Below are 23,028 nucleotides of genomic sequence, written 5' to 3' on the forward strand. Positions count from 1 at the left end.
AAGGGGGTTTTTCTTTCCGAACGTTGCATACCCGATAGATTTCGCATTGCAGGCAGGCGGCAGGCGAGTGAATCCCGAAGAGCTTGCATTAGGTAAGTGATTGGGGTGAGCGAACGTAGCCAACACACGCAATCTGAAAGATGAAGGGTATAAATGGTGTTGCATGACCTGTCCTTCTTGGGCGGACAGAGTGGGTCACTGATCAGCGAGCTGAGGAACCCTATGGTTTACTCCTATACCGAAAAAAAACGCATTCGTAAGGATTTTGGGAAACGTCCCCAAGTGTTGGACATCCCATATCTCCTTTCCATACAGCTTGACTCGTTTCAGAAGTTTATCGAGCAAGATCCGGAAGGGCAGTACGGACTAGAAGCAGCATTCCGTTCTGTGTTCCCCATTCAAAGTTACAGCGGCAATTCGGAACTGCAGTATGTCAGTTACCGTCTGGGCGAGCCTGTATTTGATGTCAAAGAGTGCCAGATTCGTGGAGTAACGTTCTCCGCGCCGCTGCGCGTTAAACTGCGCCTGGTGATTTATGAGCGTGAAGCTCCTGAAGGCACGGTAAAAGACATCAAGGAACAGGAAGTCTACATGGGCGAGATACCGCTCATGACCGATAACGGGACTTTTGTGATCAACGGGACCGAGCGTGTCATCGTATCCCAGTTGCATCGTAGCCCCGGCGTATTCTTTGACAGCGATAAGGGCAAGACGCATTCGTCCGGTAAAGTGCTGTATAACGCACGTATCATCCCTTACCGCGGTTCCTGGCTGGATTTTGAATTCGATCCCAAAGATAACCTATTCGTTCGTATCGACCGTCGGCGTAAGCTGCCCGCAACCATCGTTTTGCGTGCGCTGAATTTCACCACGGCACAGATCCTGGATACGTTCTTTGACAAAGTGGTTTATGAAATCCAAGACAATAAACTGCAAATGGAACTCGTTCCTGAGCGTTTACGTGGTGAAACCGCTTCGTTTGATATTGAATCCAACGGCACCGTCTATGTAGAAAAGGGCCGCCGCATTACCGCGCGCCATATCCGCCTGCTCGAAAAAGACGGCATTGACAAGATTCAGGTACCGGTCGAGTACATCATCGGTAAAGTGGTCGTCAAAGATTACATCGATGAAAATACCGGTGAAATCATTTGTCCGGCCAACATGGAACTGACGTTGGATCTGCTGGCTAAGCTAAGCCAGGCGGGACACAAGCGTATCGAAACGCTGTTTACCAACGATCTGGACCATGGTTCGTACATGTCCGAGACCCTGCGCGTCGATCCGACCAGCGATCGCCTGAGCGCGCTGGTTGAAATCTACCGCATGATGCGTCCCGGCGAGCCGCCGACCCGCGAAGCGGCTGAAAATCTGTTTGAAAACCTGTTCTTCTCCGAAGATCGTTACGATCTGTCAGCCGTGGGACGGATGAAGTTCAACCGTTCGCTGCTGCGTGAAGAGATTGAAGGTTCGGGTATCCTGAGCAAGCTCGACATCATTGAAGTGATGAAGAAACTGATCGATATCCGTAACGGCAAAGGCGAAGTCGATGATATCGACCATCTGGGCAACCGTCGCATTCGCTCCGTGGGCGAAATGGCGGAAAACCAGTTCCGCGTTGGCCTGGTGCGTGTTGAACGTGCGGTAAAAGAACGTCTGTCCCTGGGCGATCTCGATACGTTGATGCCGCAGGACATGATCAATGCCAAGCCTATTTCCGCCGCGGTGAAAGAGTTCTTTGGTTCCAGCCAGCTGTCTCAATTTATGGACCAGAACAACCCGCTGTCGGAAATCACCCATAAGCGCCGTATTTCCGCTTTGGGCCCAGGCGGCTTGACCCGCGAACGCGCCGGCTTTGAAGTCCGTGACGTGCATCCGACCCATTACGGCCGGGTATGTCCAATCGAAACGCCGGAAGGTCCGAACATCGGGTTGATCAACTCCTTGTCCGTTTACGCGCAGACCAACGAATATGGCTTCCTTGAGACGCCGTATCGCCGGGTGCGTGAAAACGTGGTAACCGATGAGATCCATTACCTGTCCGCGATTGAAGAAGGCAACTTCGTTATTGCCCAGGCCAATACCGATCTCGATGATGAAGGCCATTTCATCGACGATCTGATTACGTGCCGCAGCAAAGGCGAATCCAGCCTGTTCACCCGTGACCAGGTGGACTATATGGACGTATCGACCCAGCAGATCGTGTCGGTGGGTGCTTCGTTGATTCCGTTCCTGGAACACGATGACGCCAACCGCGCCCTGATGGGTGCGAACATGCAGCGTCAAGCCGTGCCAACCCTGCGTGCCGATAAGCCGCTGGTGGGTACCGGCATGGAACGTGCGGTGGCAGTTGACTCCGGCGTAACCGCCGTAGCCAAACGCGGCGGCACCATCCAGTACGTCGATGCATCGCGTATCGTGATTAACGTTAACCCCGACGAGATGGTTGCGGGCGAAGCGGGTATCGACATTTACAACCTCACCAAATACACCCGTTCCAACCAGAACACCTGTATCAGCCAGATGCCTTGCGTCTCGCTGGGTGAACCGATTGAACGCGGCGACGTGCTGGCTGACGGCCCGTCCACCGATTTAGGTGAACTGGCCCTGGGCCAGAACATGCGCGTAGCGTTCATGCCGTGGAACGGCTATAACTTCGAAGACTCCATTTTGGTCTCCGAACGCGTGGTGCAGGAAGATCGCTTTACCACCATTCATATCCAGGAATTGGCCTGCGTGTCCCGCGACACCAAGCTGGGGCCTGAAGAGATCACCGCCGACATCCCGAACGTGGGTGAAGCCGCTCTCTCCAAACTGGATGAATCCGGTATCGTTTATATCGGTGCGGAAGTGACCGGTGGCGATATCCTGGTGGGCAAGGTTACGCCGAAAGGCGAAACCCAGCTGACTCCGGAAGAGAAACTGTTGCGCGCCATCTTTGGCGAAAAAGCCTCCGACGTGAAAGACTCGTCGCTGCGCGTGCCTAACGGCGTGTCCGGTACGGTTATCGATGTACAGGTCTTTACCCGCGACGGCGTGGAAAAAGACAAACGCGCGCTGGAAATCGAAGAAATGCAGCTTAAGCAGGTTAAGAAAGACCTGACTGAAGAACTGCAGATTTTTGAAGCCGGCCTGTTTGCCCGTATCCATGACGTGCTGGTTTCCGGCGGCATCGAAGACGAGAAGCTGTCCAAGCTGACCCGTGAGCGTTGGCTGGAACTGGGTCTGAGCGACGAAGACAAACAGAATCAACTGGAACAACTGGCCGAACAGTACGACGAACTGAAGACCGTGTTCGAGAAGAAACTGGAAGCGAAACGCCGCAAGATCACCCAGGGCGACGATCTGGCGCCGGGCGTGCTGAAAATCGTCAAGGTTTACCTGGCGGTCAAACGTCAGATCCAACCGGGCGACAAGATGGCGGGCCGTCATGGTAACAAGGGCGTTATCTCCAAGATCAACCCGATCGAAGATATGCCTTACGATGAAAACGGCGTGCCGGTGGATATCGTACTGAATCCGCTGGGCGTACCGTCGCGTATGAACATCGGCCAGATTCTGGAAACCCATCTGGGCATGGCGGCGAAAGGCATCGGCGACAAGATCAACGCTATGCTCAAACGCCATGAAGATGTGGCCAAGCTGCGCGAATTCATCCAGAAAGCGTATGACTTGGGGGATGATGTCCGCCAGAAGGTGGACCTCAATACCTTTACTGATGACGAAGTGTTCCGTCTGGCTGAAAACCTGAAGAAGGGTATGCCGATCGCAACACCGGTGTTTGACGGCGCCAAGGAAAAAGAGATCAAGGAACTGCTGGAACTGGGCGGCTTGCCTACTTCCGGTCAGATCACCTTGTTTGACGGCCGTACCGGTGAGCAGTTCGAACGTCAGGTAACCGTAGGGTACATGTACATGCTTAAACTCAACCACTTGGTGGATGACAAGATGCATGCGCGTTCTACCGGTTCCTATAGCCTGGTTACCCAGCAGCCGCTGGGTGGTAAGGCGCAGTTCGGTGGTCAACGCTTCGGTGAGATGGAAGTGTGGGCGCTGGAAGCCTATGGGGCGGCGTACACCCTGCAGGAAATGCTGACAGTCAAGTCGGATGATGTTAACGGTCGTACCAAGATGTACAAAAACATCGTGGATGGCAATCATACGATGGAACCAGGTATGCCGGAGTCCTTCAACGTATTGTTGAAAGAAATCCGCTCTCTGGGCATCAACATCGAGCTGGAAGAAGAGTAATTATCCCTGATGGCTTTCAGATTGCAGCCAGAGTGCCTGCGGTTTGACAGATAATGGGGATATCGGCTCGGGTGCGTTCGCACCGGTAATAAGGGCGCCTGAGCGTTTCAGGCGCCTAACAGGTCTAACTCCGACAGGAGCCAATCCGTGAAAGATTTGCTTAAGTTTCTGAAAGCACAAACCAAGACCGAAGAGTTTGATGCGATCAAAATCGCCCTGGCCTCGCCAGATATGATTCGTTCCTGGTCGTTCGGCGAAGTGAAGAAGCCGGAAACCATTAACTACCGTACGTTCAAACCAGAACGTGACGGGCTTTTCTGCGCCCGTATTTTCGGGCCGGTAAAAGATTACGAATGCTTGTGCGGAAAGTACAAGCGTCTTAAACACCGCGGCGTGATTTGTGAAAAATGCGGCGTTGAAGTGACCCAGACCAAAGTGCGTCGTGAACGCATGGGCCATATCGAGCTGGCTTCGCCGACAGCCCATATCTGGTTCCTGAAATCATTGCCGTCCCGTATCGGCCTGCTGCTGGATATGCCGCTGCGTGATATCGAACGCGTGCTGTACTTCGAGTCTTATGTGGTAGTCGAAGGCGGCATGACGAACCTGGAACGTCGCCAGATCCTGACCGAAGAGCAGTATCTGGACGCGTTGGAAGAGTTCGGTGATGAGTTCGACGCCAAAATGGGCGCCGAAGCTATCCAGGCCCTGCTGAAAAACATGGATCTGGAAGCGGAATGCGAAACCCTGCGTGAAGAGTTGCAAGAAACCAACTCTGAAACCAAACGCAAGAAGCTGACCAAACGTATCAAGCTGCTGGAAGCCTTTGTCCAGTCCGGCAATAAGCCGGAATGGATGATCCTGACGGTTCTGCCGGTATTGCCGCCCGATTTGCGTCCGCTGGTACCGCTGGACGGCGGTCGTTTCGCGACCTCCGATCTGAACGATTTGTACCGCCGCGTGATCAACCGCAATAACCGCTTGAAGCGTCTGCTGGATCTGGCTGCGCCGGATATCATCGTACGTAACGAAAAACGTATGCTGCAGGAAGCGGTGGATGCGCTGTTGGATAACGGCCGTCGCGGCCGGGCCATTACCGGCTCCAACAAGCGTCCGCTGAAATCACTGGCCGATATGATCAAAGGCAAGCAGGGTCGCTTCCGTCAGAACCTGCTCGGTAAACGCGTGGACTACTCCGGTCGTTCCGTTATTACCGTAGGTCCGTACCTGCGTCTGCATCAGTGCGGCCTGCCGAAGAAAATGGCGCTTGAACTGTTTAAACCCTTTATCTACGGCAAGCTTGAACTGCGTGGCCTCGCGACCACCATCAAAGCCGCCAAGAAAATGGTTGAACGTGAAGAAGCCGTGGTCTGGGATATCCTGGATGAAGTCATCCGCGAACACCCGGTCCTGCTCAACCGTGCGCCAACCCTGCACCGTTTGGGCATCCAGGCGTTTGAACCCGTACTGATCGAAGGTAAAGCCATCCAGCTGCACCCGCTGGTCTGCGCCGCGTACAACGCCGACTTCGATGGTGACCAGATGGCCGTGCACGTACCGCTGACGCTGGAAGCCCAGTTGGAAGCCCGTGCGCTGATGATGTCCACCAATAACATCCTGTCGCCGGCCAACGGCGAGCCGATTATCGTTCCGTCCCAGGACGTGGTGCTGGGTCTGTATTACATGACCCGCGACCGTGTTAACGGTAAAGGCGAAGGCATGGTATTGACCGGGCCGAAAGAAGCGGAACGCATTTATCGCGGCGGCATTGCCGAGCTGCATGCGCGCGTCAAAGTGCGTATTACCGAGCACGCCAAGAATGAAGAAGGCGAATGGATCGAGAACACGCACATTGTCGACACGACCGTTGGTCGCGCGATTTTGTGGATGATCGTTCCCAAAGGCCTGCCGTTCGCGCTGGTCAACCAGGCGCTGGGTAAAAAAGCCATCTCCAAGATGCTTAATACCTGCTATCGCGTGCTGGGTCTCAAGCCGACCGTTATTTTTGCTGACCAGATCATGTATACCGGTTTTGCCTACGCTGCCCGTTCTGGCTCGTCGGTAGGTATCGATGATATGGTTATCCCGGCCAAGAAAGCGGGGATCATTGAAGAAGCCGAAGCCGAAGTGGCCGAAATCCAGGAGCAGTTCCAGTCTGGCTTGGTGACCGCGGGCGAACGCTACAATAAGGTTATCGATATCTGGGCCGCGGCCAACGAACGTGTTGCCAAGGCGATGATGGATAACCTGTCCACCGAAGCGGTGATTAACCGTGACGGCGTGGAAGAGCGCCAGGTGTCCTTCAACAGCATCTTTATGATGGCCGACTCCGGCGCCCGTGGTTCCGCCGCGCAGATTCGCCAGTTGGCGGGTATGCGTGGTCTGATGGCGAAGCCGGATGGTTCCATCATCGAAACGCCGATCACCGCGAACTTCCGTGAAGGGCTGAACGTACTCCAGTACTTCATTTCCACCCATGGTGCTCGTAAAGGCTTGGCGGATACCGCGTTGAAGACCGCTAACTCCGGTTATCTGACCCGTCGTCTGGTTGACGTGGCGCAGGATCTGGTGGTTACCGAAGACGACTGCGGCACCCATGCCGGCGTGACCATGACCCCGGTTATCGAGGGTGGTGATGTTAAAGAACCGCTGCGTGAGCGCGTACTGGGCCGTGTCACGGCTGAAGACGTCCTCAAGCCGGGCACGGCTGACATCCTGGTTGAGCGCAATACGCTGCTGAACGAACAATGGTGTGACATCCTGGAAGAAAATTCCGTGGATATCATCAAAGTCCGTTCGGTTGTAACCTGCGAAACCGACTTCGGCGTCTGTGCGAACTGCTACGGCCGCGATCTGGCCCGTGGGCATCTGGTCAATAAAGGTGAGGCTATCGGGGTTATCGCCGCGCAGTCCATCGGCGAACCCGGTACCCAGCTGACCATGCGTACGTTCCATATCGGTGGCGCCGCCTCGCGTAACGCCGCCGAATCCAGCATTCAGGTGAAAAACAAGGGTACCATCCGTTTGAACAACGCCAAGTTTGTTGTCAACGGTGCCGGTAAACTGGTTATCACTTCGCGTAATACCGAACTGAAGCTGATCGACGAATTCGGTCGTACCAAAGAAAGCTACAAGGTGCCTTACGGTGCGGTGATGGCCAAGGGCGATGGTTCGGAAGTGGTCGGCGGCGAAACGGTTGCCAACTGGGACCCGCATACCATGCCGGTTATCACTGAAGTGAGCGGTTTCATGCGCTTCACCGATATGATTGACGGCCAGACCATTACCCGCCAGACCGATGAATTAACCGGTTTGTCTTCCATCGTGGTCTTGGATACGGCTGAACGTACCGGCGGCGGTAAAGATCTGCGTCCGGCACTGAAAATCGTTGATGCCAACGGCAATGACGTCCTGATTCCGGGCACCGATATGCCGGCGCAGTACTTCCTGCCGGGTAAAACCATTGTCCAGTTGGAAGATGGTTTGAAAATCACCGGTGGTGATACCCTGGCGCGTTTGCCGCAGGAATCAAGCGGTACCAAGGATATTACCGGTGGTCTGCCGCGCGTTGCCGACTTGTTCGAAGCGCGTCGTCCGAAAGAACCGGCTATCCTGGCGGAAGTCAGCGGTATCGTTTCCTTCGGTAAAGAAACCAAAGGCAAACGTCGTCTGGTTATTTCCCCGATCGACGGTAGCGATGCCTACGAAGAGATGATTCCGAAATGGCGCCAGCTCAACGTGTTCGAAGGCGAACGTGTGGAACGTGGTGATGTGATCTCCGACGGACCGGAATCGCCGCATGACATTCTGCGCCTGCGTGGCGTACATGCCGTGACCCGCTATATCGTCAACGAAGTCCAGGACGTTTACCGTCTGCAGGGCGTTAAGATCAACGATAAACACATCGAGGTTATCGTTCGTCAGATGCTGCGTAAAGCAACCATCGTTAGCGCCGGCGGTACGGACTTCCTGGAAGGCGAGCAGGCTGAATACTCTCGCGTCAAGATTGCCAACCGCCAGCTGGATGCGGACGGCAAGATTGAAATGACCTTCAGCCGCGATCTGCTGGGTATCACCAAAGCGTCGTTGGCCACGGAGTCCTTTATTTCCGCGGCTTCGTTCCAGGAAACGACGCGCGTGCTTACCGAAGCCGCCGTTGCCGGGAAACGCGATGAACTGCGCGGCCTGAAAGAGAATGTCATCGTAGGCCGACTGATCCCTGCCGGGACCGGGTATGCCTACCATCAGGATCGTGCACGCCGTCGCGCGCTGGGCGAAGTGCCGGTAGTGCCGTCGGTTACCGCCGATGAAGCATCCGCCAACATGGCGGAGTTGCTGAATGCCGGATTGGGTGGCAATAACGATAAATAATCGTTATTACACGCTGTATGGCTAACAAGCCGCCCTCAGGGGCGGCTTTTTTTATAGTGAATATAGGAAACATAGATCATAGTTAATTACTATATATAATCTTATGTGTTTTAATTTAAATTTGAATAATTTGAAATATGATTATTCATCATGAAGTCATCATGTTTATCATGTGGATATAGCTCAATCTAGTATAAGTGTATCTGGCTACATTAATTCGTTGCCATATTGTTTTATTATTATGAGATTGAGCTTATGTATATTAAACCCAGGACATCGGTGGGTGAACATCTTACGCAAAAAATGCAGGATCGTTATTCTTGCCGGCGCTGGCGATTCACCGGCTGGTTAACCATTGCCGTTCAACTGGCGCTGCCGCTCAGCGTCTCGTTTACGCCGGCGTTGGCCGCAGTAGATAAACAAAATTCAATACCAACCACGCCTTATGTTTTAGGCCAGGGCGAAACCCCATCTTTCGTGGCTAACAAGCATAATCTGACTCTGGATGAATTACAAAAACTAAATGTTTTCCGTAGCTTTAAACGGCCTTTTGCCTCATTAAGCACCGGGGACGAGATCGATATACCGCAGCGTCATTCCCCATTTTCCATCGATCGAATTAATAATATGCCATCGATTGTAACAGAAGATCGGCTGTCAAGCGCTGCGGGAACCGCTGGGTCATTATTATCTTCAGCCAGTAGCGGTGAGGCTGCGGCGACCATGGCGCGTTCGGCGGTGGCTGGCGAAGCCAATAAATCCGTCGAGCAGTGGTTAAGTCAGTACGGCACTGCGCGGGTCCAGTTGAATCTTGATGAAAAGATGAATCTGGATAAGAGCTCGGCGGATGTGTTGGTTCCGCTGGCGGAAAAACAAAATTCATTGATATTTACCCAATTGGGAATACATAACAATGATAGCCGTAATACCGTAAATATAGGTGTTGGCGGCCGTGTTATATATAATGATTGGATGTATGGTGTCAATACCTTTTACGATTACGACATCACGGGGCAAAATCGCCGACTGGGGGTAGGTACCGAAGCCTGGACCGATTACTTAAAACTTTCCGCCAATGGTTATTTAGGCCTTACCGATTGGCATCAGTCGCGAGATTTCGCCGATTATAATGAACGACCGGCTAACGGATATGACATGCGCGCCGAAGCCTATTTGCCGGCGTATCCGCAATTGGGCGGAAAGCTGATGTTTGAACAGTACCGCGGTGATGAGGTGGCCCTGTTCGGTAAAAATAATCGTCAAAAAGATCCTTATGCCCTGACGGTCGGACTTAGTTATACCCCGATTCCGTTAGTGACGCTGGGCGCCGATTATCGGTCGGGCAGGAGCGGGCAGAACGACAGCAATATCGGCCTGCAATTTAATTACCGTCTGGGCGAACCCTGGCAGTCTCAAATCGACCCCTCCGCAGTGGCCGGGTCCCGTACTTTGGCGGGCAGCCGTTATGATCTGGTGGAACGTAATAATAATATCGTGCTGGATTACCAGAAACAGCAGCAGGTGCGCCTGTCGTTGCCGGAGGCGATAAGCGGTGAGGCAGGCAGCACCACCACCGTCACCGCGCAAGTTACCGCCACCCAGGGATTAAAAAACATCGATTGGGACAGTAGCGCGCTGGCTGCGGCCGGGGGGGCGTTGACCCAGACATCCGCCACCACGGTTGCCCTTACATTACCGCCGTACCGGACTGGCAATAATGTCCATCTATTAAGCGCGGTGGCCTATGATGCAAACGGCAATGCTTCCGAGCGCGCCGTCACGTATATTACGGTACAAGCCCAGGAGGCGAGCGTTGTTTATTCACAAACTACGGCAACGCCTAACGTGCTGTTTGCCGATGGCGTTTCAACCAGCCAAATCGTGGTCAATTTACGCGATGGCGATAATCGTCCGATAGCCGGGCAGGCGGCGCAGTTGAGCCTGGCATTGGAATTCAGCACCGGCACGGCACCCGCTGATTCAACGCGGGGTCGTCAAACCCAGGTACAACTTGGCGAGGTTACTGAAGGCGCTGCCGGTGAATATTCTGTTACGCTGACGGCGGGTACCCGGTTAGGGGACGCGCGGATCGCACCCGTTATTAACGGGCTGGGGCTGGACACGGTACATGTCGCGTTAGTCGCGAGCGGCCTGGATGCAACGCAATCCGGCTTTGCTGCCACCCCCACGACGATTATAGCCGATGATATACAGGCCTCCACCTTGATCTTCAGCGCCAAGGATGCCAACGGCAACGCCGTCAGCGGACTGGATGTGGCATTTGAGGTGAGCAACGTGACCGGCACCACGGTAAGTGATGTGACCGAAACCAACGGCAGCTACAGTGCCACATTAACAGGTGCTACCTCAGGAACGGCGAGCGTGAAGCCGATGATAAACGGTACTGCGATAGGGTCGTTAAGCGCGGCTATCGAGTTGAACCCCGGTTCGATCGATAGTGTGCAATCTACTCTGACGGCAGAACCGAGCGCTATCGTGGCGAATGGTTCGGATAAAACAACATTGAGGTTTACCGCCAAAGATAGCTATGGCAACGCTATTAGCGGGCTAAATGTCGCTTTCGACGTTAGTGGAGTAACCGATACCATTATAAACAGTGCCATCGCCGAACCCGAAGGTGTCTATAGCGCTAAGTTAACCGGGACTACCACCGGTGTGGCAACCGTGGTGCCAAAGGTAGATGGCGTGGTGGTTCCCGGACTCAACGTTGAGCTAACCCTTAGTGCTCCAGCGGCGTTAACGGGTATTTCAGTGAATGGCGCAAACTTCGATATCAATAGCGGTTTCCCAAAAATGGCGTTCGAAGGCGCTACGTTCCAATTACAAGCTAACGGGAGTGTGGCTAATAATAATAAATTTAATTGGTCGTCAGACAATAAAGCGGTTGATGTAGACCAAAACGGCAACATCACTATTAATGATGCAACATCGTCTAACGTAACGATTGAATTATCTGATAAAGTTAACCAATTTAATACAACAAAATTTTCTTTTAAATTAAATGAATGGTTTATTAATAATGGTTCTACTAGAGTTAAAGTACCGGAAGCTGACGCGTGGTGTGCCGCGCAGGGAAATGGCTATAGTACCCCTATTAATACTCAAATAACCATTGATTTCGCCAATCGTAATGCTGCGGGAGGGCTGATCGATGCTTGGGGACGTATGGGCAACTATAGCTCGGGATGGACTAACAATTATTATTGGTTGACCAATATTAATGCTAATGGAAATCGTGCGCCGATCAGCTTTAATTATGGTTGGATGTTAATAAATGAGTCGGAGCATTCCGAGCATTTTACTACATGCGTAAGGAAACTGTAAGTGCAGGCCGGCCCCGTCTTGATGGCCGGGCCGGCGTCATTCCAACGCCACTTTACCTATATATTGCGCAAGACTCAGGTTCGTTAGGGATGCTGATATGTATTCAATAATATAATATTGACCGCGGGCATTGCGTTTGAGTTTTGCCCGCGGTCTGGCAGGCTACTTCACTGGACGGATTGGAGAAGCCTGCGGTCCACCGCTATTCGCATAGACTGCCGGAAGAGGAAACCCGGCCTAAATAACCATCCCAATCCTTCCACACCGGTTGCAGCCCTGCCCGTAACAGCATTTGCGCCACCTCCTGTGGCGAACGATTATCATGGGGTTCAAATTGCTCCAGTTCAGGCGTCCCGCCGGCGTAGCCACCCGGTTGGGTTTTTGACCCCGCGCTGACGCTGTTAACCATAATCGGCACCGCGTTATCCCTGAAGAAGGGCGATTCCCGGGTTGATAACGACAGCTCCACATCCGGGGCCAGTAGCCGGAACGCGCACATCACCTGCAGCAACTGCGACTCATTCATTAACGAGGCCGGCGTAATGCCGCCGGCGCAGGGGCGCAGCCGTGGGAACGAGAGGGAATAGCGGCTTTGCCAGTAGGTTTTTTGCAGATAGAGCAAATGTTCCGCCACCATATAACAGTCGGTGCGCCAGTTATCGGACAGGCCAATCAGCGCGCCCAGGCCGATCTTATCGATGCCGGCGCGCGCCAGGCGGTCAGGGGTTGCGAGCCGCCAGAAAAAATCCATTTTCTGGCCGCGCAAATGATGCCGGTGATAGGTCGCCTCATGATAGGTCTCCTGGTACACCATGACGCCGTCCAGGCCGAGAGTTTTCAGTTCGGCATAATCCTGCTGGGATAACGGCTGGACTTCCATCATCAACGAACTGAAATAGCTGCGGATCAGCGGCACATACCGGCGAAAGTAATCCATGCCGACTTTGGTCTTATGCTCGCCGGTGACCAGCAGCAGGTTATCAAATCCTTTGGCCTTGATGGCCTCGCACTCGTTGATGATTTCCCGTTCATCCAGCGTTTTGCGCTTGAGGCGATTGCTCATGGAAAAACCGCAGTAGGTACAATCGTTGGCGCACAGATTGGAGAGATAAAGCGGTAAATAAAACCCGACGACATTGCCGAAACGCTGCCGGGTCAACTGTTGCGCCCGCTGCGCCAGGGGTTCGATATAGGGCAGGGCCGCCGGTGACAGCAGCGCCATAAAGTCCTGCCGGCTTAACCGGTCGGCGTTAAGCGCCCGTTCGACGTCCCCAGGCGTTTTGGCATTGATTTGTAAACCGGCGTCGTCCCAATCCAATTGGCGCCAACGGGTTTCGAATGTTTCCATCAGGCCGCTCCTTCCGTTTGCCGTAAAAAGCCGGTTAACGGGCTAGTGGCGCTGGCATCCGGCCGGGACGCCGCCAAACCGGCCTGACGGCCCAGCTCGCCGGCTTCCAGCGCTAATTTGAATGCGCGGGCCATGGCCACCGGGTCGCGCGCCACGGCGATGGCGGTATTGACCAGTACGGCATCGGCGCCCATTTCCAGCGCGTCAAGCGCCTGGCTGGGGGCCCCGATGCCGGCATCCACCACCACGGGCACTCCCGCCTGCTCGATGATAATGCGCAGGAAGTCGCGGGTGAGCAGCCCCTGATTGGAGCCGATGGGCGACCCCAGGGGCATCACGGCGGAGCAGCCGGCCTCTTCCAGGCGACGGCAGAGCACCGGGTCCGCGCTGCAATAAGGCAGTACTACAAATCCTTCCCGCACCAGTTGTTCCGCCGCTTTCAGCGTTTCGACGGCATCGGGCAGCAGGTATTTCATATCGGGATGGATTTCCAGTTTTATCCAATGGGTGCCCAGGGCTTCCCTGGCCAGCCGGGCGGCAAATATCGCTTCCTCGGCGGTTTTGGCGCCGGAGGTATTGGGCAATAATTTTACCCCGGCCTGGAGCAGGGCGGGCAGAATGGCATCGGTGCCGTTGCGCAGATCGACCCGGCGCATCGCCATGGTCACTAGCTGGCTGCCCGAGGCGGCAATGGCCTGGAGCATTAATTCAGACGTGGCAAATTTACCGGTGCCGGTAAACAACCGGGATGTAAAGAGAGTATCGGCAATTTTCAACATAATCAGCCTCCGGCTATCGCCTGGAAAAGTAAAATATCATCGCCTTCGTTCACCTGATACTGCGCCCATTGGCTGCGTGGAATGATGGTTTGATTGACCGCCAGCGCGGCGCCCTGGTGCGGATGGCCCAGCTGCGCCAGCATATCCAGCAAGGTCGGCGCGTCATCAAGCTCGACGGGCAAATCGTTTACCGTAATGTTCATCGCGCCGCTCCTTCCCTGCACGGGGCAGGAGCGCAAACCGGGCAATCAGCGGCTCGGCTCAGCCGTACTGTGTGCCAATCCATTGATTTACCATCGAATAGACGCAGTTGTCCGTTAAGGGTGGATGTCATGCCGCACAGGATTTTTATCGCTTCCAGCGCCTGCAAGGTTCCCATTATTCCGACCACCGGGCCCAGTACCCCGGCGGTGCGGCAATTACGCCGGGGTTCGACGGCATCGGGAAACAGGCAGGCATAACATCCGTGGCGGTAGGGAGGCTGCAGTACCAACATCTGGCCGCTGAAGCCGACCGCGCTGGCGCTGATCAGGCTTTTTTGCTGGTGGATGCAGGCGGCGTTGATCTCGTGGCGGGTCTGCATGTTATCGCTGCAATCCAAGACCAAATCGGCCTGCGCCACCGCGTGTTTCAATGTTTCGCCCTCCAGGCGCTGCTGGAGAGGGATGTATTCGCCAAGGGGATTGAGCGCCTGGAGTTGGCGCTGCGCCAGCAAGGCTTTCGGCTGGGCGACATCGCCGCTGCGATATAAAATCTGACGCTGCATATTGCTCAGGTCGAGGTTATCATCGTCGGCCAGCAGCAACCGGCCCACCCCGGCCGCCGCCAGGTATAGCGCCGCCGGCGACCCCAGCCCGCCGAGGCCGGCCAGCAACACGGTGGCGTCAGCCAGTCGCTCCTGCCCTTGCGGGCCAACCTCCTCCAGCAACAATTGGCGGCTATAGCGTAAAAAAGCGCGATCGTTAAGCATTTTCCGCCTCCGCACCTTCGATTTTCTGCAACAACGCGGCGGTGGCCAGCCGCCAGTCATTGGCTTTGGTGATGGCGCTCACCACCGCCACGCCGCCGACGCCGCAGCGCAGCACGTCATCGACTTCGTCGATACCGATACCGCCGATGGCCACGGTTGAAACGCCCCGTAGGCCGGCCACCAGCCGCGCTAAATCGGCCAGGCCCTGCGGCTGCGACGGCATGATTTTGGTCTGGGTCGGGAAAATATGGCCGAGGGCGATATAGGACGGCCGCAGCGTCCGCGCCCGCGCCAGTTCGCGGTCATCATGGGTGGATAGGCCCAGCCTCAAGCCGGCGCGCTGGATGGCCGCCAAATCCGCCGTATCCAGATCTTCCTGCCCCAGATGCACGCCATAGGCGCCGTGTTTAATGGCCAGCCGCCAATAATCATTAATAAAAATCCGCGCCTGATACTGGCGGCCGAGCAGGATTGCGGCTTCGATATCCGGCTCGACCACGCTCTCCGGCTGGTCTTTAATGCGCAATTGCAAGGTGCGCACCCCGGCGTCGAGCAGGCGGACGATCCATACCAGGGAATCCACCACCGGGTAGAGTCCAAGCCGTGGGAGGGTGGGAGCAAACGGCGCGTCGGGAACAATCATTTCGCCACCCCCGTATCTGCGGGCGATAAATACAGCTCGCCGCCGCGGGCGCGGAATTCGGACGACATGGCTTCCATACCGTTTTGCTGAATTTCTATCGCCTGGGCGGCGGCATAATCCCTGACTTCCTGGGAAATTTTCATCGAACAGAATTTAGGCCCGCACATGGAGCAGAAGTGGGCCACTTTGCCGGACTCCTGGGGCAGGGTTTCATCGTGGTAAGCGCGGGCCGTGGCGGGGTCGAGGGCCAGGTTGAATTGATCTTCCCAACGGAATTCAAAGCGCGCCTTGGACATGGCGTTATCGCGGATTTGAGCGCCGGGATGGCCTTTGGCCAGATCCGCGGCATGGGCGGCGATTTTATACGCGATCAGACCCTGTTTCACATCCTCTTTATTGGGCAGCCCCAAATGTTCCTTGGGCGTGACATAACACAGCATGGCGCAGCCGAACCAGCCAATCATGGCTGCGCCGATACCGGAGGTAAAGTGATCGTAACCCGGGGCGATATCGGTGGTCAGCGGCCCCAGCGTGTAAAACGGCGCTTCGTGGCAATGCTCCAATTGCTCGGTCATATTGCGCCGGATCATATGCATCGGTACGTGGCCGGGGCCTTCGATCATCACCTGCACGTCATACTCCCAGGCGATCTTGGTCAGTTCGCCCAGGGTATACAGTTCGGCAAACTGCGCTTCATCGTTGGCATCCTGTATGGAACCGGGACGCAGGCCGTCGCCCAGCGATAGGGATACGTCATAGGCGGCGCAAATTGCGCAAATTTCCCGGAAATGCTCATATAAAAAGCTCTCCCGATGATGGGACAGGCACCACTTGGCCATAATGGAACCGCCGCGGGAAACAATGCCGGTCAGGCGTTTGGCGGTCATCGGCACGTAACGCAGCAGTACCCCGGCGTGGATGGTAAAGTAGTCCACCCCTTGTTCCGCCTGTTCGAGCAGAGTGTCGCGAAAACACTCCCAATCCAGGTCTTCCGCCACGCCGTTGACCTTTTCCAACGCCTGGTAGATCGGCACGGTACCGATAGGCACCGGGCTATTGCGTAAAATCCACTCGCGGGTTTCATGGATATACCGGCCGGTGGAGAGATCCATCACCGTATCGGCGCCCCAGCGGGTGGACCACACCAGTTTTTCCACCTCTTGCTCAATGGATGAACTGACCGCCGAGTTGCCGATATTGGCATTGACCTTCACCAGAAAATTACGCCCGATAATCATCGGCTCCGATTCGGGATGATTAATGTTGGCGGGGATGATGGCGCGCCCTTCGGCTACTTCGCTCCGTACGAATTCCGCAGTGATATCGGCCGGTAAATGCGCGCCGAAGCTTTGCCCGGCATGCTGTTGCAGCAATACATCGCCACGGATGCGCTCCCGGCCCATATTTTCCCGCAGGGCGATAAATTCCATCTCAGGGGTGATGATGCCGGCGCGGGCATAATGCATTTGCGTCACACAGCTACCGGCTTTGGCGCGCCGCGGCGTATGGTTGGGAGCAAAACGCACGTCGTTCAGCCCGTCGTCTGCGCGGCGCTCCCCGGTATAGCGCGAGCTTAAACTGCTCAAGGGTTCGCTATCCTGGCGTTGTTCAATCCATGCCGAGCGCAGGCGATTGAGCCCGGCGCGCACATCGATGTCTACCTGCGGATCGCCGTAGGGGCCGGCGGTATCGTAGACCGGTACCGGCTCGTTGGCTTCATAACGTTGATCGGTTTTATCTCCGCCGATCGGGGTGGGGCTAAGTTGGATCTCGCGCATCGGCACCCGGATATCGGCGCGGGTGCCCTGCAAATAAATACGGCGTGAACTGGGGAACGCCTCGCCTTGCAGGTTATCGATAAATTCCTGCGCCTGGGCGCGCTGCTCGCGGCGGGAAGGGGAGAGATTGGGTGACGACATAGCAATTCCTTAAAATAAACCTCAGGGAAAATTGCTTGTCTGGAGCGCTACGGGAGTAATAAAACGGTGCTGGTGAACCGCTCAAAAAACAAACGGCTAACAGCAATGGATTACTCTTGTTCCCTTCGCGGGCATTAACCCGATCAGGTTCCGCGGATCCCGAATTAACGGTCTCAGCCTGGCGTAATGTACGCGCTAGGCACTCCGACAAGATATATACAGGCTCCGATATGGGGCCAGGGACAACACATCAACTACAATTCATCAACTACGACACATCAACGACAACTCAATATAAACCTTCAAGGGCCGATTAGGCCAGACGTGAAATGTCCGGATTATTCGCGGCCGGCGCAGCGGTAAAATATTCCGCTTTGTATTCCAAGGCTTGCTGGATCAATTTGTCTTCCAGCGCAAAACGGGTAGCCAGGGCTTCGCCGACGCCGGACAGCGCTTGCTGAAATTCCATATAGTTATCATGATCAATGGCCGTTTCCAGCTGGCTGTCATAAAATGACATAATCTGCGTGGTGTTTTCCTGCAACGCCGGATAGAGCTGGGTGCTGATAACACTTTTGGTATCGCTGTTGTCGTTCGAATTCTGGACAATCCGATCGTAAATATGGAAATGGCCGGCGGAAAGGTAGTCCACCAGTTTGTGGCAGAAGTCATCCAGCGCGTCTTCGTCCAGGGGAGTATGCTTTTCTTTATTGGGTTTAAGACCAATCAAATGGTAATACGCCACCAGTAATCCTCTCCGGGCCAGTATCCACTGGTCGATAAGTTCATTACTGCCGCCAACGCGTTGAGCCAGAATGTCCAGCTGGTTGAGCATGATTGACTCCGTCGTAATACGCCGTAATAAAAGTAACGCTGCGTTACTTATTAATAAAAGATAAATTCTAGATTGCCAGCGAATACGAGGTAGTGCAACTAAAATGGAACAACAACTCAGTGGTAGCGAAAACGGCTGGTGGATAGTCAGCCATGAAGGCAAATTGTGGCTGCCCAAAGGGGAACTGCCGTTTGGCCTGGCATCGGCCTGGTCGCTGCAAGGCTTGCAAGCGGCGCCGATCGGGGAATGGGAAGGCGCGCCCGCCTGGTTGATCCGCCAGACCATGCCGCAAGATATGGGTTCGGTCAGGCAGATTATCGATGGGGACGCCGGCCTGTTCCAATTGGCCGGCAGGGGCGTTCAATTGGCGGAATTTTACCGCGCCCACCACTATTGCGGCTACTGCGGCCATATCACGCGCAGCAGTAAAAAGGAGTGGGCCTGTTTATGCGATCATTGCCGTGAACGCTATTATCCGCAGATCGCCCCCTGCATTATCGTGGCGATCCGCCGCGGCGACGATATCCTGCTGGCCCAGCATACCCGCCACCGCGGCGGTATCTATACGGTGCTCGCGGGCTTTGTCGAGGTCGGCGAAACCCTGGAGCAGACCGTGGCCCGCGAAGTCATGGAAGAGACGCGTATCAAAGTGAAAAATGTCCGTTATGTGACATCGCAGCCCTGGCCTTTCCCCCACTCGCTGATGATGGCCTTTATGGCGGAATATGCCGGCGGCGACATCACTCCCGATCGCAATGAAATCCTGGACGCCGGCTGGTTCCGCTACGATGCGTTGCCGCTGCTGCCCCCGCCGGGCACCGTGGCCCGCCGTTTAATTGAAGATACCGTCGCACTTTGCCGGGCCGATCGGGAAAATGACGACCCGCATGCTACAATCCATCCATAACTGCAAGCCATTCATAACTGCAAGGGAACCCTGGATGAATGCGTTGAAAAACGATCGTTATTTGCGCGCCCTGATGCGCCAGCCGGTTGATGTGACTCCCGTATGGATGATGCGCCAGGCCGGGCGCTACCTGCCGGAATACAAAGCGACCCGCGCCCAGGCCGGGGATTTTATGTCGCTGTGCAAAAACGCCGAGTTGGCCTGCGAGGTGACTTTGCAGCCGCTGCGCCGCTTTGCGCTGGACGCCGCGATACTTTTTTCAGACATTCTGACGGTTCCCGACGCCATGGGCCTGGGACTGTACTTTGAGCAGGGCGAGGGGCCGCGTTTTGAGCGCCCGATCGCCTGCAGGGCCGACGTAGTGCGACTACCGGTACCCGACCCCGAGTTGGAACTGGGTTATGTGATGAACGCGGTGCGCACCATACGCCAAAATCTGCGGGGGGAGGTGCCGTTAATCGGTTTTTCCGGCAGCCCCTGGACCCTGGCGACCTACATGGTTGAAGGCGGCAGTACCAAGGTCTTCACCAAAATCAAACACCTGATGTATACCGACCCGGATACGCTGCATCTGTTGCTGGATAAGCTGGCGGACAGCGTAACGCTCTACCTGAACGGGCAAATCCGCGCCGGCGCGCAGGCGGTGATGATTTTTGATACCTGGGGCGGCGTACTGACCGGTGACGCCTACCGCGAGTTCTCCCTGGATCATATGCAAAAAATCATAGATGGCCTGCAGCGGGAAAATGAAGGGCGCAGGGTGCCGGTAACCCTGTTCACCAAAGGCGGCGGCCAGTGGCTTGAGGCCATGGCGCAAACCGGCTGCGACGCGCTGGGCCTGGACTGGAGCACCGATATCCGTGATGCCCGCCGCCGCGTGGGCGGTAAAGTCGCCCTGCAGGGCAATATGGACCCTTCGGTATTGTATGCTCCGCCGCCGCGTATTGAGCAGGAAGTGGCGGCTATTTTGTCCGGCTTCGGTCATGGGGAAGGGCACGTCTGCAATTTGGGACACGGCATCCATCAAGATGTGCCGCCTGAAAACGCAGGTATTTTTGTCGACGCGGTGCACCGGTTGTCGCGTCCCTACCACCAATAGGAGGTATGGGTTATGGATATGGCAGAACTTCGCGCCGAGCAAATTGCTACCGCCGGTAATGTTATCCGCCATGATGCTTTTGATTTCAGCACGCCCGCTATTATCGCCGGGGCGGATGTGGGTTTTGAGCAAGGCGGTGACGTGACCCGGGCGGCGATCGCGCTGTTGCGTTTCCCGACGCTTGAATTGATCGAATACCGGATTGCCCGCATTAAAACCACCATGCCCTATATTCCCGGTTTTCTGTCGTTCCGGGAATATCCGGCGCTGCTGGCCGCGTGGGATCAATTGTCCCAAAAGCCCGATCTGCTGTTTGTCGACGGACACGGCATCTCCCACCCTCGCCGCCTGGGCGTCGCCAGTCATTTCGGCCTGCTGATCGACCAGCCTACCATCGGCGTGGCCAAACGCCGCCTGTGCGGCCGTTTTGAACCGTTAAGCGACGCAGCGGGCGCCAAAGCGCCGCTGATGGATAAAGGAGAGCAGCTTGCCTGGGTATGGCGCAGCAAGCTGCGCTGTAATCCGCTGTTTATCTCAACGGGGCATCGGGTCGGTATGGATAGCGCCTTATATTGGGTGCAGCAGTGCATGCGCGGTTACCGTTTGCCGGAGCCTACCCGCTGGGCGGATGCGGTGGCGTCCAATCGCACCGCGTTTCAGCGCTGGGAACAGGGGCGCAATGAACCGGACTTTTTCGCCCCAGAATAGGGGAACCGGTTAAATTCAGGTACACTGCGGCGCAGATTAAGAGTAATGAGATAGCGCGATGTTACGTAACCCGATACATTTACGTCTGGAAAAGCAGGAAGCCTGGCAGCACGTCGTCTTTATGGCTTCGCTGTGCGAACGGATGTACCCTAATTATCAGATGTTCTGTTTGCAGACCGGCTTTGGCGACCCGGCTATTTACCGGCGGATTCTCGACCTGGTCTGGGAGACACAGGTAGTTAAAGATGCTAAGGTCAATTTTGATTTACAATTAGAAAAGCTGGAAGAATGCATCCCCGCCGCGGATGATTACGATTTTTATGGCGTTTACCCGGCGATCGATGCCTGTGTTGCCCTAAGTGAACTATTGCACTCCCGGCTGAGCGGTGAAACGCTGGAGCATGTTATCACCGTCAGCGAGACGTCAATTCGCACCGTCGCCATGTTGGAAATGACAGAGGCGGAGCGGGAAATGACCGAAGAAGAGCTCAATGTGCTACCCTCAATCGAGCAGGAATGGGATATCCAATGGGAGATTTTTCGCCTGTTGGCCGATTGTGAAAGGCGCGACATAGAATTGATAAAAGGCCTGCGCGCAGACTTGCGTGAGGCCGGAATTAGCAATATTGGGATAAATTTACAGCAATAAGGCAATAAAACGTGATTTAAGACCTGTTTTGCCATGTCTTAATACTTCACATCTGCACCCCGTCTGGTCTACATTTGGGGGGGCATAAAAAAAGTGGCTATCGGTGCGTGTTTGCAGGAGGGTGCCATATTTCGGCATCCCCGTCGTACCCGATGCTTAGCAAGCGATAAACACACTGTAAGGATAACATATGAACAAGACTCAACTGATTGATGTAATTGCTGATAAGGCCGATCTTTCGAAGGCGCAGGCGAAGTCGGCTCTGGAATCTACTTTGGCAGCAATTACCGAGTCTCTTAAAGAGGGTGATGCAGTACAATTAGTTGGTTTCGGTACTTTTAAAATTAATCATCGTAACGAACGCACTGGCCGTAATCCTCAGACCGGTAAAGAAATCAAAATTGCAGCGGCCAATGTGCCCGCATTTGTGTCTGGTAAGGCTTTGAAAGACGCTGTTAAGTAACCACAGTGTGTTGGTGAAAAAAGTAAGCATAGGGGCAACTATGCCCCTTTTGTTTTTACGCCGGTGCGGCTGGGTAGGGCTTATGGCCTGTGCGCTGGCGGCATGTGGTTCCCACCATAAAGCGCCTCCCTCATTTACCGCGAGCGGCTATATTGCCGATCGCGGCGCCGTGCGTTTGTGGCGCAAAGACGACGAGACGCATCAAACGGTTAATCTCGTTAGCGTTTACAGCCCCTACCAGGGCGGAAACACCGTTGTCACCCGCTATCAATACCTGCAAAACGATGTGCGCCAGATTAACCAGACGCAAAGCGGCAGCCATCCCGAGATCGTGCAAATCCGTTTCGATGAACAAGGCAACGCCAGTTTTATGCAGCGTCAGCGCGATGGCCAGCGCGAAAAACTCAGCGACGATGCCCTGGCCCTGTATCAATTCGAGGCCAAACGGTTGCTGGATATCAGCCAGTCCCTGCGGGCGGGCAAAGTGATATTAATCCAGGGGCAATGGCAAAACGGCATGCTGACGACCTGCCAGGGTACTGTGGTCGATCCTGATTTCGATGAGCGTGCGGCGTCATGGATAACGGCGCGGGCCAGGCATTCGACCGGTGCGCTGGGCGTGGCCTGGTTGGAAGCGCCGGAAGGTACGCAATTATTATTGGTCGCCAATGAAAATTTCTGTCATTGGCAACCCAAGAAAAGCGAGCTATAGCCGCAATTGGCGCCTGAACGAGAATTGGT

General features: G+C 55.1%; 16 protein-coding genes and 1 riboswitch. Of the genes, 9 read left to right on the plus strand and 7 right to left on the minus strand.

The annotated features are described in order from the left end of the window. The first annotated feature begins 222 nt into the window (after nt 1-222). The 3 genes from rpoB (at nt 223) to ACL2XP_RS00120 (ending at nt 11,967) form a co-directional block, all read left to right on the plus strand. Nucleotides 223-4,251, plus strand: coding sequence for a DNA-directed RNA polymerase subunit beta (gene rpoB, locus ACL2XP_RS00110; RefSeq protein WP_413736604.1), 4,029 nt, complete (start codon nt 223-225; stop codon nt 4,249-4,251). Nucleotides 4,252-4,398: 147 nt separating this feature from the next. Further along, nucleotides 4,399-8,622, plus strand: coding sequence for a DNA-directed RNA polymerase subunit beta' (gene rpoC, locus ACL2XP_RS00115; protein ID WP_413736605.1), 4,224 nt, complete (start codon nt 4,399-4,401; stop codon nt 8,620-8,622). A gap of 255 nt (nt 8,623-8,877) precedes the next feature. Next, nucleotides 8,878-11,967, plus strand: a complete 3,090-nt coding sequence (locus tag ACL2XP_RS00120; RefSeq protein ID WP_413736606.1) for an inverse autotransporter beta domain-containing protein — start codon at nt 8,878-8,880, stop codon at nt 11,965-11,967. Nucleotides 11,968-12,169: 202 nt separating this feature from the next. Here ACL2XP_RS00120 and thiH read toward each other — a convergent pair whose 3' ends face one another. The 7 genes from thiH to rsd form a co-directional block, all read right to left on the minus strand. Then, complete coding sequence (gene thiH, locus ACL2XP_RS00125) at nt 12,170-13,315, minus strand: 2-iminoacetate synthase ThiH (RefSeq protein WP_413736607.1); 1,146 nt, start codon at nt 13,313-13,315, stop codon at nt 12,170-12,172. Continuing rightward, nucleotides 13,315-14,094, minus strand: a complete 780-nt coding sequence (locus ACL2XP_RS00130; RefSeq protein WP_413736608.1) for a thiazole synthase — start codon at nt 14,092-14,094, stop codon at nt 13,315-13,317. Before ACL2XP_RS00130 ends, thiH begins: the two co-directional genes overlap by 1 nt. Before the next feature lie 2 nt (nt 14,095-14,096). Continuing rightward, nucleotides 14,097-14,297 carry a sulfur carrier protein ThiS gene (gene thiS, locus ACL2XP_RS00135; protein WP_413736609.1) on the minus strand — a complete coding sequence of 67 codons (201 nt, stop codon included), beginning with the start codon at nt 14,295-14,297 and terminating at the stop codon, nt 14,097-14,099. After that, nucleotides 14,294-15,064, minus strand: a complete 771-nt coding sequence (locus ACL2XP_RS00140; RefSeq protein WP_413736610.1) for a HesA/MoeB/ThiF family protein — start codon at nt 15,062-15,064, stop codon at nt 14,294-14,296. The genes thiS and ACL2XP_RS00140 overlap by 4 nt, the downstream gene beginning before the upstream one ends. Continuing rightward, the gene (gene thiE, locus ACL2XP_RS00145; protein ID WP_413736611.1) at nt 15,057-15,707 is read right to left on the minus strand and encodes a thiamine phosphate synthase; all 651 of its coding nucleotides are present in this window, start codon (nt 15,705-15,707) and stop codon (nt 15,057-15,059) included. The genes ACL2XP_RS00140 and thiE overlap by 8 nt, the downstream gene beginning before the upstream one ends. Continuing rightward, nucleotides 15,704-17,626 carry a phosphomethylpyrimidine synthase ThiC gene (gene thiC, locus ACL2XP_RS00150; RefSeq protein WP_413736612.1) on the minus strand — a complete coding sequence of 641 codons (1,923 nt, stop codon included), beginning with the start codon at nt 17,624-17,626 and terminating at the stop codon, nt 15,704-15,706. Before thiC ends, thiE begins: the two co-directional genes overlap by 4 nt. A gap of 103 nt (nt 17,627-17,729) precedes the next feature. Next, nucleotides 17,730-17,843, minus strand: a riboswitch (TPP riboswitch). Between the two features lie 96 nt (nt 17,844-17,939). Next, nucleotides 17,940-18,461, minus strand: a complete 522-nt coding sequence (gene rsd / locus ACL2XP_RS00155; RefSeq protein ID WP_413736613.1) for a sigma D regulator — start codon at nt 18,459-18,461, stop codon at nt 17,940-17,942. A gap of 103 nt (nt 18,462-18,564) precedes the next feature. Between rsd and nudC the strand changes: the two genes are divergently transcribed. From nudC to ACL2XP_RS00185, 6 genes are all read left to right on the plus strand, one after another. Beyond that, the gene (gene nudC, locus ACL2XP_RS00160; protein ID WP_413736614.1) at nt 18,565-19,368 is read left to right on the plus strand and encodes an NAD(+) diphosphatase; all 804 of its coding nucleotides are present in this window, start codon (nt 18,565-18,567) and stop codon (nt 19,366-19,368) included. A 34-nt stretch (nt 19,369-19,402) separates the two neighbouring features. Next, nucleotides 19,403-20,467 carry a uroporphyrinogen decarboxylase gene (gene hemE, locus ACL2XP_RS00165; protein WP_413736615.1) on the plus strand — a complete coding sequence of 355 codons (1,065 nt, stop codon included), beginning with the start codon at nt 19,403-19,405 and terminating at the stop codon, nt 20,465-20,467. Between the two features lie 12 nt (nt 20,468-20,479). Then, on the plus strand, nt 20,480-21,175 hold the full coding sequence (nfi, locus tag ACL2XP_RS00170; RefSeq protein ID WP_413736616.1) for a deoxyribonuclease V: 696 nt from the start codon (nt 20,480-20,482) through the stop codon (nt 21,173-21,175). Between the two features lie 58 nt (nt 21,176-21,233). Continuing rightward, nucleotides 21,234-21,824: a YjaG family protein gene (locus tag ACL2XP_RS00175; RefSeq protein WP_413736617.1), complete on the plus strand. Its 591-nt coding sequence runs from the start codon at nt 21,234-21,236 to the stop codon at nt 21,822-21,824. Nucleotides 21,825-22,014: 190 nt separating this feature from the next. After that, nucleotides 22,015-22,287, plus strand: a complete 273-nt coding sequence (gene hupA, locus ACL2XP_RS00180) for a nucleoid-associated protein HU-alpha (protein WP_162368642.1) — start codon at nt 22,015-22,017, stop codon at nt 22,285-22,287. Between the two features lie 40 nt (nt 22,288-22,327). Further along, nucleotides 22,328-22,999, plus strand: coding sequence for a DUF1481 domain-containing protein (locus ACL2XP_RS00185; RefSeq protein WP_413736618.1), 672 nt, complete (start codon nt 22,328-22,330; stop codon nt 22,997-22,999). Nucleotides 23,000-23,028 lie beyond the last annotated feature (29 nt).

Origin of the sequence: Sodalis sp. RH21 (genome assembly GCF_047324175.1) — a bacterium.
GTDB lineage: Bacteria > Pseudomonadota > Gammaproteobacteria > Enterobacterales > Enterobacteriaceae > Acerihabitans.